Below are 12,096 nucleotides of genomic sequence, written 5' to 3'. Positions count from 1 at the left end.
GTCCACACTGGGGGCATGGGCCTGTTCCGGGCCGCGTCGCCCGAGGGCCTGCGCGACGCGCCGCTCACCTACGCCGAGGTCGGCGCCACCGGCTCCCCGGACATGCCAGCGGGCTACCTCCACGGGGAGTGGACCGAGGTCGTCGGCACCGGGCGGGAGGTGTTCGAGCGGGTGGCCGCGGCGGTGTTCGACTGGACGCCGCAGCGCAGCGTGGGCCTTCGGGTGCGCGCGACCGGGTCACCGGCGGAGGTGGGCACCGTCGTCGTCCTGACGGCGGGGCTGCCGCGGCCGGGCTACGACATCCCGTGCCGGGTGGTGTGGGCGCAGACCACCGGCGACGAGCGCGGCTTCGCCTACGGCACGCTGCCCGGCCACCCGGAGAGCGGCGAGGAGCGGTTCACCGTGCGGCTGACCGGGGACGGCGACGTCGTCGTCACCATCCGGGTGTTCTCCCGGCTGGCCACCCCGGCGGCCCGCGCGGTGCCGCCGGTGAGCCGCTTCGTGCAGGGGCTGGCCACCCGGCGCTACCTGTCCTCGCTGCGGCGGGCGGCCACCGCCGAGGCGATCCGCTCCACCAGGTCCTCGGGCACCGGGCGGCCGTAGCGCAGGTGCACCGCGTCCTTCCCGGAGCGCAGCGGCGCCACCTCGGCCTCGAGCCCGTCGTCGAGGACCGGCACGGGGTAGAGCGCGGCGTGCCGCTTCCAGGCGGCGTAGTGCAGGCCGTACCGGGTGCCCACCATCGCGGCGGGCATGCCGTACCGGATGGTCTCGGTCGCGCCCGGCATCCCGCGCAGGACGGCGGCGCGGACCCGGTCCAGCACCGCCCGCGCCTCCGGGGGCAGCGCGGTCAGGTACTCCTCGACGGTGCCGGGCGCGGTCACCCCCGGATGGTGCCGCACCGATGAGTCCCCGTCCCGGCTGCGGTCACCCCGGCATGGGACTGGCACGGGACGTCGAGCGCGTGGTGGGCCGGGCGGTGGCCGCGGGCGCGGTGCCCGGTGCGGCCTGGCGGGTGGAGCGCGACGGGGAGGTGGCCCGGGGCGCGGCCGGCGCGCACTCCCCCGGCGGGCACGACACGCTCCCGCCGGACGCGGTGTTCCGCATCGCCTCGGTGACCAAGCCGGTGGTCGCGGTCGCCGCGCTCACGCTGGTCGAGGACGGCACCCTCGGCCTCGACGAGCCGGTGGACCGGCTGCTGCCGGAACTGGCCGACCGGCAGGTCCTCGTCGACCCCGCCGACCCGGACGCCGGCACGGTGCCCGCCCGGCGGCCGATCACCGTCCGCGACGTGTTCACGTCCCGTCTCGGCCTGGGCATCGACTTCACCGCCCCCTGGCCGACGCCGACCCTCGCCGCGCTGGGCGCCGCCGGGCTCCCGGCCGGACCGCCCCAGCCGCAGGCCGCTCCCCCGCCCGACGAGTGGCTGCGCCGGGTGGCGTCGGTCCCGCTGGCACACCAGCCCGGTGAGCGCTGGCTCTACCACGTGGGCGCGAGCGTGCTCGGCGTCCTGGTGGCCCGCGCGGCCGGCCGGCCGCTGCCCGGGGTGCTCGCCGAGCGGGTGCTCGGGCCGCTGGGGATGCACGACACCGGCTTCGGCGTGCCGGCGCACGCCCGGGACCGCCTCGGCCCGCACTGGACGTCCCCGGACGACGCCGGACGGCGGGAGCTGTACGACCCGGCCGACGGTCAGTGGGCGTCCCCGCCGCCCTTCCCCGACGGCGGGGACGGGCTGGTGTCCACCGTCGACGACCTCACCGCCCTGGCCCGGGCGCTGCTGGCCGGCGGCGCCCCGGTGCTCGGCGCGGACACCGTGCGGGCGGCGCTCACCGAGCAGGCCGGCCCGGTCGACGACGAGGGTGGCGGCTGGGGGCTGGGCCTGGGCGTCCGGCGCACCGACGAGCCCGGCGGCCGGCACGCCGGGTCCTTCGGCTGGGACGGCGGCCTGGGCAGCACCTGGTGGACCGACCCGGTCACCGGCACCACCGCGGTGCTGCTCACCAACCAGGCGTGGTCCTCGCCCGTGCCACCCGCGGTCTTCGACGCGTTCCGGGCGGTCGCCTTCGGTCCCCGCTAGACGTCGCGGCGCTCACCCCTCGTCGGCGGCGGCCGCGCGCTCCCGCTCGATGAGCTCCTTGCTGCGCACCAGGCGCAGCAGGGTGACCACCAGCAGCCCGCCGGCCATGTTGAGCAGCACGGTGTACCAGAACCAGGCCAGCCACTCGCCGTAGCCGAACGGCGCGGTGCCGGTGTGGATCGCGCCGAAGACGAGCAGAGAGTCCAGCACCGAGTGGAACAGCTGCAGCCCGGCCAGCACGAACGCCCCGGCGACGGCGGCCACGATCTTGGCGCCGTCGGCCTCCGTGCCGTTCTGCATCCGGGTCATCAGCGTGATGACGACGCCGCCGAGGAAGGCCAGGCAGACCGCGCGCAGGTCCAGCGGTGACTCGACGAAGTGCGCGGCCGACTCGACCATCGTGGGCGCGAGCTCCGGGAACGCGTGCGCGACGATCCACAGGAACACCCAGCCGCCGACCAGGTTGGCCACCAGCGTGCCCGACCACAGCTTCGCCAGCTGCGCCCAGCTCGCCCGGCCGGCCACCACGGCGGTGACCGGGAGCAGGAAGCCCTCGGTGAACAGCTCGCTGCGCGCCAGCAGGAGGGCGACGAAGCCGACGGAGAAGGCCAGCCCGGCCAGCAGGTGGCTGCCGGTCTCGGCGTAGACCGCGACCAGCGCGAGCACCCCGACGGACACCTCCAGCCCGCCGGCCAGCCCGGTGGTGAGCACCTCCCGCCAGGTGCGGTGCAGCCGCTGGGCGCCCTGGCCGACCACCCGGTCGAAGGCCTCGACGACCTCGTCCTCGGCGGGGGCGTCGGTGTCGCCGAGCTGGACGCGGCGCTGGTCGGTCACCGGCGACACCTACCCTCGGCGGCGTGTCCCCACCCGGCCCCGGCCTCGTGACCGTCCACCTGTGGGGCGTGCCCGGCCGGGCGGTGCCGCGGGCGGTGCTGCGGATGGCGTCGGTCCGCCCGGCGCTGGCCCGGACGCCGGGGCTGCGCTTCGCCAAGCTGCTCGGCACCGGCGACGGGCGCACCTTCACCGTCCGCGACGCCGACCCCCGCCGGTGGGGCCTGCTGGCGGTGTGGGACGACGCGGCGGCCGCCGACGCCCTCGACGACGGGCCGGTGGCCGCGAGCTGGCGCCGCATCGCCGACGAGGAGTGGTCGGTGCGGTTGCGCCCGCTGGCCACGCGCGGCCGGTGGTCGGGCCGCGAGCCCTTCGGCTCCCCGCGGCCGCAGCGCTGGGACGGGCCGGTCGCCGCGGTCACCCGCGCCCGGCTGGTGCTGCGCCGGGCGGCCCGGTTCTGGTCGGCGGTGCCACCGGTGTCGGCCGACCTGCACGCCGCACCGGGGCTGCGGGTGGCCGTGGGGATCGGCGAGGCGCCACTGGGCCTGCAGGGCACGTTCAGCGTCTGGGACTCGGCCGCGGCGCTCAACGCCTTCGCCTACGACCGGGCGCCGCACGCCGCGGTGGTCGAGCGGACCGCGCGGGAGGGCTGGTACGCCGAGGAGCTGTTCGCCCGCCTGGCGGTGCTGTCCTCGCGGGGGACGCTCGACGGGCTGGACCCCGCGGCCGGCTGAGTCGCCGGCCGGTCACAGCCGGACGTAGAGGTGGAGCTCCTCCCGGTCGTCGCCGGGGCCCAGCCGGATCGCGCCGGGCATCCGGCCGAACTCGCGGTAGCCCCACTGCGCGTAGAACCGCTCCAGGCCGTAGCCCTCGCGCACGGTCAGGTGCAGCATCTCCAGGCCGCTGTCCCGGGCGACGGCGTGGACGCCGGACAGCAGCACCCGGCCCAGCCCGCGGCCCTGCCGGTGCGGGTGCACCTGCACCCGCAGCACCGTGGCCCAGTGCCGGCGCAGCGGGGAGAGCGACAGCGACAGCACGGCCCAGCCGGCGAGCGCGCCGTCCTCGGTGAGCACGACCAGCCGCTCGCGGCCCTGGCGCACCCGGTCCAGCAGCGCGTCGAGCACCGGGGCGACGTCGTCCTCGGTGACCGGCGGGACGAACCCGACCGCGCCGCCGGCGTTCGTGACCTCGGTCCAGCAGGCCAGCAGCTCGCGGCGCAGGCGCGCGTCGACGGTGTCGACGGCGGTGACCACGGCGGACGGCACGGCGGACGTCATGCCCCGATCATCGTCCGCGACGCGGGTTCCCGACCGCCCGGGTGCCGGTCAGCCGGACGTGCCGCTGGGACCGAAGCGCTCCACCCGGACGTCGGCGGCCGGCACGCCCATGCCGACGAGCAGCTGGCTGGCCGCCTCGGCGAACGACGCCGAGCCGCACACGTACGCGGTCTGCCCGGGCTCCCACAGCGGCACGAGGTCGGGCGCGGTGAGCCGGCCGGCCGGGCGGATGCCGGAGGCCTCCCGGGTGGTGACCACCAGCGCGCCGGCCTCCCGCAGCTCGTCGGCGTAGGGCAGCTCGGCGAGCGTGCGCGTGGAGACGGCGACCCGCAGGAGGTGGGTGCGGCCGAGCTCCCGGGCGGTGCGCAGCATCGACACGAACGGCACGACGCCCGTGCCGCCGCCGACCAGCAGCGCCGGCTCGTCGCCCTCCCAGACGAACCAGCCGCCGATCGGGCCGCGGACCTCCAGCACGTCGCCGGGCTCGACCACCTCGGCGAGGTAGCCCGACACCTCGCCGTCCTCGAGCCGCTCGACCAGCAGCTCGACGAGCGGGTCAGCGGGTGCGGAGGCCAGCGAGTACGAGCGCTGGGCGCGGTAGCCGTCCTCGGCGGTCAGCCGGACGACGTAGTGCTGCCCGGCGAGGTGGGTGACCCGGTCGGGCACCTCCAGCCGCAGCCGGACGGTGCGCGGCGTCGGCCGGTCGACCTCGCGCACCGTCGCCGTCCGCCAGCCGCCGGCCGGGGCCCGCAGCCGGCGGGGGCCCATCCCGGCCGGCGCGGCGGCCGGCTCAGTCACCCTGGTAGCGCTGCTCGCGCCACGGGTCGCCGCGGTCGTGGTAGCCGTTCTGCTCCCAGAAGCCCTGCTGGTCGCGCTGCAGCAGGGTCAGCCGGGTGACCCACTTGGCGCTCTTCCAGAAGTAGAGGTGCGGGACGAGCAGCCGCACCGGGCCGCCGTGCTCGACCGGCAGCGGCTGCCCGCCGAACTCCCAGACGACCCACGCCTTCCCGCCGGTGACGTCCTCCAGCGGCAGGTTCGTCGTGTAGCCGGTCTTCGACGTCGCCATGACGAAGTGCGCGTCGGCGGTGGGCCGGGCGGCCTCGAGCAGGGTGTCGACGCTGACGCCGGCGAAGTGCGTGTCGAACTTCGACCAGGTCGTCACGCAGTGGATGTCGCCGCGGTACTCCGAGGGCGGCAGCCGGTGCACGTCGTCCCAGGTCCAGCTCGTCGGGTTCTCGACCCGGCCGTCGACGCTGATGCTCCAGGTCTCCGGCGCGATGCGCGGGGTGGGCTCGGCGGTGAGCACCGGCCAGTCGCTGCCGACGTCGTACTGGCCGGGGGGCAGCCGCGGGTCGCGCTCCCGCCGGCGTCCGAGGAAGCCCCTGGTCGGTCCTGCCACGCGTCCTCCTCCGATCGTGGGTGTGCCCGGCGGGTGACCACCAACGTCCTGACCTGGGCTGAGGGTTCCCTTACATGAGGTGAGTCACTGCGTGTCCACATGGCCGAGTGGTGGGTAACGAGCCTAACTTTGGTGCCGTGGTGACGGTGACGCACTCGGGCCAGCGCAGGACCCCGAAGGCAGCGAAGACCAGCTCGGTCTTCAAGAAGGTCGTGATGGCGGTCAGCGGGATCATCCTGGTCCTGTACCTGATCGCGCACATGGTGGGGAACCTCAAGCTCTTCGCCGGCGCGCAGACCTTCAACGGGTACTCGGAGTGGATCCGCCGCATCGGCGAGCCGGCCGTCCCCGGGCAGACCGTCCTGTGGATCATCCGCGTCGTCCTGCTGGCCGCCGTGGTCGCGCACGCCTGGGCGGCGATCTCGCTGTGGCGGCAGGCCAAGCGCGCCCGCCCGCAGCAGTACGTCGCGCGCAAGCAGGTGGCCCAGAGCTACGCCTCCCGGACCATGCGCTGGGGCGGCGTCATCCTCGGGCTGTTCATCGTCTACCACATCCTCGACCTCACGCTCGGTGTGGCGAACCCCGCGGGCCACGACTCGACGCCGTACGACCGCGCCATCGCCGGCTTCTCCAACCCGCTCGTCACCCTGGTCTACGTGGTCGCGCTGCTGGCCCTGGGCTTCCACCTCCGGCACGGGGTCTGGAGCGCGACCCAGACGCTGGGGCAGAGCAACAAGACGCGCGAGCGCACCGTCAACGCCTTCGCCACGGTGTTCGCCGTGGTGCTGACCGCGGGCTTCCTGATCCCGCCGCTCAGCGTCCTCGTCGGCATCATCGAGTAGGAGCACTCGCCATGGCCCTCGACCTGTTCACCGTCGGCGACCCGATCGCCGACACCAAGGCCCCGATGGACGTCCCGATCGGCGAGCGCTGGAGCGAGCGCCGCTTCCGGGCCAAGCTGGTCAACCGGGCCAACCGGCGCAAGCTGACCGTCATCGTCGTCGGCACCGGCCTGGCCGGCGGCTCGGCCGCCGCGACGCTCGGCGAGGCCGGCTACAAGGTCAAGTCGTTCTGGTACCAGGACAGCCCGCGCCGCGCGCACAGCGTCGCCGCGCAGGGTGGCATCAACGCCGCCAAGAACTACCGCAACGACGGCGACTCGGTGCACCGGCTCTTCTACGACACCGTCAAGGGCGGCGACTTCCGGTCGCGGGAGAACAACGTCCACCGGCTGGCCGAGGTCAGCGTCAACATCATCGACCAGTGCGTCGCGCAGGGCGTCCCCTTCGCCCGCGAGTACGGCGGCCTGCTCGACAACCGCTCCTTCGGTGGCACCCAGGTCTCGCGGACCTTCTACGCCCGCGGGCAGACGGGCCAGCAGCTGCTCTACGGCGCCTACCAGGCGCTCGAGCGGCAGATGGCCGCCGGCACCGTGGAGCAGTTCGCGCGCACCGAGATGCTCGACCTGATCGTCGTCGACGGGCGGGCCCGCGGCATCGTGGCCCGCGACCTGGTCACCGGTGAGATCAGCACCCACTTCGCCGACGCCGTCGTGCTGGCCACGGGCGGCTACAGCAACGTCTTCTACCTGTCCACGAACGCCAAGGGCTCCAACGCCACGGCGATCTGGCGGGCCCACAAGCGCGGCGCGCTGTTCGCCAACCCCTGCTACACGCAGATCCACCCGACCTGCATCCCGGTGCACGGCGAGTACCAGTCGAAGCTCACGCTGATGAGCGAGTCGCTGCGCAACGACGGCCGGGTGTGGGTGCCCAAGGAGCGCGGCGACGACCGCGACCCGCGGCAGATCCCCGAGGACGAGCGCGACTACTACCTCGAGCGGCTCTACCCCTCGTTCGGCAACCTGGTCCCCCGCGACATCGCCTCGCGGCAGGCCAAGAACGTCTGCGACGAGGGCCGTGGCGTCGGCCCGAACGGCCTGGGTGTGTACCTCGACTTCGCCGAGGCCATGCAGCGGCTGGGCCGGCCGGCCATCGAGGCCAAGTACGGCAACCTCTTCGACATGTACGCCCAGATCACGGGTGAGGACCCCTACGAGGTCCCCATGCGGATCTACCCGGCGGTCCACTACACGATGGGCGGCCTGTGGGTCGACTACGACCTGCAGTCGACCATCCCGGGCCTGTTCGTGATCGGCGAGGCCAACTTCTCCGACCACGGCGCCAACCGGCTGGGCGCCAGCGCCCTCATGCAGGGCCTGGCCGACGGCTACTTCGTCCTGCCCAACACCATCAACGACTACCTGGCCAGCGGTCCGTTCGAGAAGGTCGACGCCGGCCACCCGGCCGCGGTGCAGGCCCTCGAGGAGGTCCGCGCGCAGACCGACCGGCTCCTGTCGATCAACGGCAACCGCACCACCGCGTCGTTCCACCGCGAGCTCGGCCGGCTGATGTTCGACCTCTGCGGCATGGAGCGCTCGGAGGAGAGCCTGCGCAAGGCCCTCGACCGGATCCCCGAGATCCGGCAGGAGTTCTGGACGAACGTGCGCGTGCCCGGTGAGGCCGGGCGGTTCAACCAGAGCCTCGAGCACGCCGGGCGCGTCGCCGACTTCATCGAGCTCGCCGAGCTGATGTGCGTCGACGCCCTGCACCGCAACGAGAGCTGCGGTGGGCACTTCCGGGCGGAGAGCCAGACCCCCGACGGGGAGGCCCTGCGCGACGACGAGAACTACGCGTACGTCGCGGCCTGGGAGTGGACGCCGGAGGGCGTCCCGCCCGTCCTGCACAAGGAAGCCCTCGAGTTCGAGTACGTCCACCTCGCCCAGCGGAGCTACAAGTGATGAACCTCAAGCTGCGCGTCTGGCGCCAGCGGAGTGCGGCCGAGAAGGGGAAGATGGTGACCTACCAGGTCACCGACGTCTCGCCGGACATGTCCTTCCTCGAGATGCTCGACGTCCTCAACGAGCAGCTCATCCTCGACGGCGAGGACCCGGTCTCCTTCGACCACGACTGCCGCGAGGGCATCTGCGGGTCGTGCGGCGTCATGATCAACGGTCGCGCGCACGGCAACGGGTTGTTCGACGACCACCCGCAGACCACCACCTGCCAGCTGCACATGCGGTCCTTCAAGGACGGCGACACGATCGACATCGAGCCGTGGCGGGCGACGGCGTTCCCCGTCATCAAGGACCTCGCCGTCGACCGGTCGGCCCTGGACCGGATCATCCAGTCGGGCGGCTACATCAGCGCCCCGACCGGCACCGCCCCCGAGGCGCACTCGATCCTGGTCGCCAAGAAGGACTCCGACGCCGCGTTCGACGCCGCCACCTGCATCGGCTGCGGCGCCTGCGTGGCGGCCTGCCCGAACGCCTCGTCGATGCTGTTCACCGCCTCGAAGGTCACCCACCTCGGGCTGATGCCGCAGGGCCAGCCCGAGCGCAACGACCGCGTGGTGAACATGATCCACCAGCAGGACCTCGAGGGCTTCGGCGGCTGCACCAACATCGGTGAGTGCTCCGCCAGCTGCCCGAAGGGCATCTCGATGGAGAACATCTCGCGGCTCAACCACGACCTCCTCGGCGCCCTGCGCGCCGGCGCGCGTCCGAAGAGCTAGTCGAGCCGGAACCACCGCCGACGGGCGGGGACCCTGCACGGGTCCCCGCCCGTCGGCGTCCCGGGAGGTGGCGCTCCGTCGGTTCGACCGGCAAACTGACCGGTGTGACCGCCTCGTTCGACCTGGCCTCCCTCCCCGGGCGTCCCTGCTCGATCGCCGCCGCGCTGGAGCTGGTGGGCGAGCGGTGGGCGCTGCTCGTCGTCCGGGAGGTGTCGCTGGGCAACCACCGCTTCAGCGACATCGCCCGGGGCACCGGCGCCCCCCGCGACCGGCTCACCGCCCGGCTCAACGCGCTGGTCGCCGCCGGTGTGCTGGAGCGACGGCAGTACAGCGACTCACCGCCGCGCTCGGGCTACCACCTCACCGCCTCGGGCCGCGACCTGCTGCCGGTGCTGCAGGCGCTGCTGCAGTGGGGCGACCGGTGGGCCGCCGAGGAACCGCCGGTGCGCCTGCAGCACGCGCCGGCCGGCCACCCCGCACACCCCGTCGCGGCCGCGTGGGTGTGCCGGACGTGCGGCGTGCCGGTGAACGAGAGCCGCGTCGAGCGGGTGCTCACCCCGGCCGGGCGGGTGCTGTCGGGCCTGCCCGCCGAGGAGCACGCCCATGAGCACTGACGCGATCCCCTGCACGCCGGCCGCCGTCCCGGGGTCCTGGGGTGAGCCGCGCACCCGCACCGTCACCTGGCACGACCCGATGGTCACCGCGGCCGGCGGGCGGGAGCTGTCCGGACTGGAGGCGCTGCGGGCGGTGCGCGACGGCCTGCTGCCGCCCCCGCCGATCGCGCAGCTGGTGCAGATGGACATGGCCGTCGTCGAGGAGGGGCGGGTCGAGTTCCGCTGCGCCGTCGACGAGTCGGTCTACAACCCGATCGGGGTCGTGCACGGCGGGCTGGTCTGCACGCTGCTGGACTCCGTCGCCGGCTGCGCGGTGCACACCACGCTGCCGCACGGCGTCGGCTACACCTCCATCGAGCTGAAGGTCACCTACCTGCGCGCGGTGACCCAGGCCAGCGGGCCGCTCACCGCGATCGGCCGGGTGGTCAAGCCGGGCCGGCGGGTCGCCTTCGCCGAGGGCGAGGTGCTCGACGCGGCCGGCAAGCAGGTGGCCACGGCGTCGAGCTCGCTGCTGGTCTTCCCGCTGCCGGCCTGAGCCTCAGCGGCGCCGGACCCGCACGTCGTCGGTGCAGGTGGCCGTCGAGCGCAGCCGGCGGGCCCCGACGCCGGCGTTCTCGAGCCACCGCAGCGCCGAGAGCTCCCCGGCGGTGCACGCCACGGCCTCCTCGTCCGGGCCGGGCTCGACCCGGACGACGACGCGGTGGCTGAAGGCGGCGAGCCGGCCGTCGTAGGCCGTCGTCCCCTCCTCGGTGAACGCGGACGCGAACAGGTCGTGCTCGGCGGCCCGGTCGCGCAGCCACGCGCGCCGGTCGTCGTCGAGACCGTCGAGGACGCCGCGCACGACCACGCGGTAGGTGCGGCTGGACACGGCGGGTGAGGCTAGCCGCGCGCCGTCCCGCTGTCGCCCGGGTTCCCGCTGATCCGGTCGACGACGAGCTCGGGGACGACGTAGGGCTCCCCCGGCACCGCCTTCTCGGGGAAGTCGAAGACGGCCAGCATCGCCTGCAGCGGGTAGTCGGGGGTGACCGCGACCTCGCGCAGCACCCGCCCGTCCACGGTGAACGTCGCGCCGTCCGGGCGCCAGTCGACGGCGTAGTCGTGCCAGTCGGCCACGTCGATCCCCGGCCGGGGCGCGGCGAAGTCCTCGGGCAGCCGCGGATCGCGGAACGGGTGCGTGCCCGCGCCGACGGCGGCTCCCCCGACCGGGTCGACGGCGTCGCCGAACACCTCCACCACGCACAGCTCGCCGGAGCGCTCCGGGACGTCCTCCAGGCCGACCAGCCACCAGGCGACCATCGACCGCGGGGTGACGGTCGCGCGGGCCCGCAGCTCCAGCCGCCCGTACCGGGGCGTCCACCCCCAGTGCGCCGGCTGCTCCTCCCGGACGACGGCGCCCGGCCGCACCGGCTGCTGGCCGACCGTGCTGCCGACCGGCCCGGAGAAGACGCCGGACTGGATGCCCGAGACGCGCAGCGGCGGGTGGTCACCGGGACACCACAGCGGCACCTCGTCGGGCAGGGACAGCCGCAGGCAGGAGTCGCGGACCTCGTAGCACGCCGCGGTGGCCGCGCGGGAGCTCCACTGCGGCAGGTAGTGCGGCACCCAGACGTCGCGGTCGAGGTCGTCGCCGTCGAAGTCGTCGAGGAAGGCGCCGCCGGAGTTTCTGTCGCAGGCGCCGTCGAGGTCGTCGGGAGGGGCCGTCACCGGCTCTGCAGGGCGTCGAGGGCCACGGCCATCGAGGCGGCCACCCGGAAGTCCAGCCGCGGGTCGGGGACGTGCACGTCGTAGCGGTCCCGGATGCTCTTGCGCCGCTCGACGACGAGCACCGGCGCGCCGGTGGCGGTGTCGACGAAGTCGAAGTGGAAGACGAAGGGCACCCAGACGTCACCGAGGTAGGGGATGAACTCCCAGATCCGCCGCAGGACGGCCAGGAACGGCCGGCGCTCCCGGCCGATCGCCTGCAGGCCGGGCGCCGACAGCTCCCAGGTGGAGCGCAGCAGGCTCGCGCCGAAGCGCTTCTTGAAGGAGCCGAGCACCTGCCCGTACTCGTCGAAGACGTCGTGCTCGGCGTGCACGTCGAGGCGCTGGCGGGCCCGGAAGGAGAAGACCGGGCGGGTGCGGGCCTCGTCGGCGGTGAAGACGACCTCCTCCTTGAGCTTGAGCCGCTTCTGCTGGGCCATCGCCAGGAGGTGACCCTCGCTGCCGTCGGGCTGCACGGCGCGGACCTCGTAGCGGTTGACCATGACGGTGATCCGCTGACGGACGGCGAAGCGCGGCACGACCATCGCGGCGGAGGGCTGGGACTGGGCGGCGGGCGGCACGGTCACG

The 12,096-nt window shown here is 74.3% G+C and carries 16 protein-coding genes; 8 read left to right on the top strand and 8 right to left on the bottom strand.

Going from position 1 to position 12,096, the window contains the following annotated elements; all coding sequences use genetic code 11:
• Positions 1-15: 15 nt before the first annotated feature.
• On the top strand, positions 16-603 hold the full coding sequence (locus BLQ97_RS09015; protein ID WP_091365257.1) for a DUF1990 domain-containing protein: 588 nt from the start codon (positions 16-18) through the stop codon (positions 601-603).
• On the opposite strand, the gene BLQ97_RS09010 is transcribed toward BLQ97_RS09015, so the two are convergent.
• Entirely contained in the window at positions 525-881 is a 357-nt protein-coding gene (locus BLQ97_RS09010) for an iron chaperone (protein WP_245692001.1), read from the bottom strand. The two genes, BLQ97_RS09015 and BLQ97_RS09010, sit on opposite strands and share 79 nt — an antisense overlap.
• Before the next feature lie 53 nt (positions 882-934).
• Here BLQ97_RS09010 and BLQ97_RS09005 point away from each other — a divergent pair, with 53 nt between their 5' ends.
• A complete protein-coding gene (locus tag BLQ97_RS09005) occupies positions 935-2,074 on the top strand; it encodes a serine hydrolase domain-containing protein (RefSeq protein WP_175471648.1) in 1,140 nt (379 codons plus the stop codon).
• Between the two features lie 12 nt (positions 2,075-2,086).
• Here BLQ97_RS09005 and BLQ97_RS09000 read toward each other — a convergent pair whose 3' ends face one another.
• Complete coding sequence (locus tag BLQ97_RS09000) at positions 2,087-2,908, bottom strand: formate/nitrite transporter family protein (protein ID WP_091365253.1); 822 nt, start codon at positions 2,906-2,908, stop codon at positions 2,087-2,089.
• Between the two features lie 23 nt (positions 2,909-2,931).
• Between BLQ97_RS09000 and BLQ97_RS08995 the strand changes: the two genes are divergently transcribed.
• Positions 2,932-3,639, top strand: a complete 708-nt coding sequence (locus tag BLQ97_RS08995) for a monooxygenase (protein WP_091365251.1) — start codon at positions 2,932-2,934, stop codon at positions 3,637-3,639.
• 12 nt (positions 3,640-3,651) lie between these two features.
• Here BLQ97_RS08995 and BLQ97_RS08990 read toward each other — a convergent pair whose 3' ends face one another.
• The 3 genes from BLQ97_RS08990 to BLQ97_RS08980 are packed head-to-tail and all read right to left on the bottom strand — an operon-like array spanning position 3,652 to position 5,581.
• A complete protein-coding gene (locus BLQ97_RS08990) occupies positions 3,652-4,182 on the bottom strand; it encodes a GNAT family N-acetyltransferase (protein WP_091365250.1) in 531 nt (176 codons plus the stop codon).
• Between the two features lie 48 nt (positions 4,183-4,230).
• Positions 4,231-4,980, bottom strand: a complete 750-nt coding sequence (locus tag BLQ97_RS08985) for an FAD-binding oxidoreductase (protein WP_245692000.1) — start codon at positions 4,978-4,980, stop codon at positions 4,231-4,233.
• A complete protein-coding gene (locus tag BLQ97_RS08980) occupies positions 4,973-5,581 on the bottom strand; it encodes a sulfite oxidase-like oxidoreductase (RefSeq protein ID WP_091365248.1) in 609 nt (202 codons plus the stop codon). The genes BLQ97_RS08985 and BLQ97_RS08980 overlap by 8 nt, the downstream gene beginning before the upstream one ends.
• Positions 5,582-5,718: 137 nt before the next feature.
• On the opposite strand from BLQ97_RS08980, the gene BLQ97_RS08975 reads away from it, so the two are divergent.
• The 5 genes from BLQ97_RS08975 to BLQ97_RS08955 all read left to right on the top strand — a co-directional run bounded on the left by BLQ97_RS08975 (position 5,719) and on the right by BLQ97_RS08955 (position 10,303).
• Positions 5,719-6,423, top strand: a complete 705-nt coding sequence (locus tag BLQ97_RS08975; protein ID WP_245691999.1) for a succinate dehydrogenase cytochrome b subunit — start codon at positions 5,719-5,721, stop codon at positions 6,421-6,423.
• An 11-nt stretch (positions 6,424-6,434) separates the two neighbouring features.
• Complete coding sequence (locus BLQ97_RS08970; protein ID WP_091365246.1) at positions 6,435-8,381, top strand: fumarate reductase/succinate dehydrogenase flavoprotein subunit; 1,947 nt, start codon at positions 6,435-6,437, stop codon at positions 8,379-8,381.
• Entirely contained in the window at positions 8,381-9,154 is a 774-nt protein-coding gene (locus BLQ97_RS08965; RefSeq protein WP_091365800.1) for a succinate dehydrogenase/fumarate reductase iron-sulfur subunit, read from the top strand. The genes BLQ97_RS08970 and BLQ97_RS08965 overlap by 1 nt, the downstream gene beginning before the upstream one ends.
• Positions 9,155-9,258: 104 nt before the next feature.
• The gene (locus tag BLQ97_RS08960) at positions 9,259-9,768 is read left to right on the top strand and encodes a winged helix-turn-helix transcriptional regulator (RefSeq protein WP_245691998.1); all 510 of its coding nucleotides are present in this window, start codon (positions 9,259-9,261) and stop codon (positions 9,766-9,768) included.
• Positions 9,758-10,303 carry a PaaI family thioesterase gene (locus BLQ97_RS08955; protein WP_091365244.1) on the top strand — a complete coding sequence of 182 codons (546 nt, stop codon included), beginning with the start codon at positions 9,758-9,760 and terminating at the stop codon, positions 10,301-10,303. Before BLQ97_RS08960 ends, BLQ97_RS08955 begins: the two co-directional genes overlap by 11 nt.
• 3 nt (positions 10,304-10,306) lie before the next feature.
• Here BLQ97_RS08955 and BLQ97_RS08950 read toward each other — a convergent pair whose 3' ends face one another.
• From BLQ97_RS08950 to BLQ97_RS08940, 3 genes are read right to left on the bottom strand one after another with little or no spacing between them, the layout of a single operon-like run.
• Entirely contained in the window at positions 10,307-10,636 is a 330-nt protein-coding gene (locus tag BLQ97_RS08950; protein WP_091365242.1) for a DUF6204 family protein, read from the bottom strand.
• Between the two features lie 11 nt (positions 10,637-10,647).
• A complete protein-coding gene (locus BLQ97_RS08945; RefSeq protein ID WP_091365240.1) occupies positions 10,648-11,472 on the bottom strand; it encodes a glycoside hydrolase family 16 protein in 825 nt (274 codons plus the stop codon).
• The gene (locus BLQ97_RS08940; protein ID WP_217637107.1) at positions 11,469-12,095 is read right to left on the bottom strand and encodes an LURP-one-related family protein; all 627 of its coding nucleotides are present in this window, start codon (positions 12,093-12,095) and stop codon (positions 11,469-11,471) included. Before BLQ97_RS08940 ends, BLQ97_RS08945 begins: the two co-directional genes overlap by 4 nt.
• Position 12,096 lies beyond the last annotated feature (1 nt).

Source organism: Geodermatophilus telluris (assembly GCF_900102745.1).
Lineage (GTDB): Bacteria > Actinomycetota > Actinomycetes > Mycobacteriales > Geodermatophilaceae > Geodermatophilus > Geodermatophilus telluris.
This window is presented reverse-complemented; position numbering and strand designations above follow the sequence as displayed.